Here is a 1,274-nt window from a genome sequence, read left to right as displayed (position 1 = left end):
TGCTTCCATCGGGAATAAGGATCTGGCAGCCTGAGTTCCCAACTAAAATACTCTCCCGGAAAACCGGGGCGGTTCAAACATTGCTGGCCGACTTGGTGACGCTGGACACGCGCAAATAATGACAGGTTTTTTTTCTCTCTTGCTTATTGTTCCCTGGATAATTTTAATATATGGAAATGGTAGTCTGATATCTCTTTGTGTTGGGATATTCTTTGTAGATGTTGCGGTTCAAGGGCTTCAGGTAACACATCAGTCTGTACTTTACAGATTGGGGGGGAATATACGTTCCAGGATTACATCTATATTCATTACATCAGGTTTTATCGGAATGTCTTTAGGTTCTGCGTTGGCAAGCATAACTTATATATATATGAGATGGAATGGAATTTGTATAACAGGTGGAGTAATGGCTTTTCTCTTAGTTGTTAGTTGGCTGTTTAAACGACAAATGAACACTAAAACAAAATAAAACCATCATGTATATTACATATAATGGCAAGATGTTTTATAACTTTAAGAAGGACATTTCTATATCAGTTAGTAATTGTGTAAAGTGATGTTTACGGGTGATTAAATATCAGCGAGAGGTGGTTGTATGCCCATTTATAGTTCACGAACAGAATCATTCAGAAACCGTGCTGAAGCGGAAAGAATACTCTGATGAAAAGTATCGAAAACCCGGATCTAGCACAGAAGGAAGTATTACGCGATCTAAATGAAATCACGAAAGATGCCATATATTGGAAAGAAATGGGGGCCGACCTATCTAGTCTTGATAATCTACATAAATCTGTACCAATCTCGACCTATCAGGATTTTGAGAATGCGATTGCAAGAGAGATAATAACTAAAGGAGGGATATTAACAAATAGCCCAGTAATTCGCTGGCTAAAAACAAGCGGGACAACTGGCAAACCTAAATTCATCCCTTACCTTTTGATGAGTTCAAGCTGTTCGCTCACGTCCTCGCCCAGCGGTTTAAGGTCGCCGCCACAAGCAGGGCAAACCGGCTCTTGCGGCTCCAGGCAGTGTTCTTCGCGCGGCAGGTGTGCCGGCAAGGGCCGGCGCGCCGCAGGGCGGCGTAACGCCGGTGGTATCGACGGGTCATCAAGGCGCGCGGACTGTCCCTTATCTTCGGTCAGCAGCTCTTCCAGGCGATGCTCCAGTTGGACTATTTGCCGCTCGGCCTTTTCCGAGCTGCGCCCGAAGTACAGACGCCGCAGTTTCGCCAACTGCGCCAGCAGACGGTCGATTTCCGCTTGACGTGAGTTAAG

General features: G+C 45.0%; 1 protein-coding gene and 1 pseudogene. One reads left to right on the top strand and one right to left on the bottom strand.

The genetic code is table 11. The features are described from left to right. Positions 1–660: 660 nt before the first annotated feature. A pseudogene (locus tag FCN80_RS27600) lies at positions 661–873 on the top strand (GH3 family acyl-acid amido synthetase); the annotation flags it as partial. 56 nt (positions 874–929) lie between these two features. Here FCN80_RS27600 and FCN80_RS25995 read toward each other — a convergent pair. After that, on the bottom strand, positions 930–1,274 hold a 345-nt coding region (locus FCN80_RS25995; protein WP_170975542.1), incomplete at its 5' end, for an IS66 family transposase.

The organism is Martelella alba (assembly GCF_005217455.1).
Lineage (GTDB): Bacteria > Pseudomonadota > Gammaproteobacteria > Enterobacterales > Enterobacteriaceae > Acerihabitans.
Note: the sequence above shows the minus strand (reverse complement) of the source record. Positions and strands in the feature narration are given on the sequence as shown.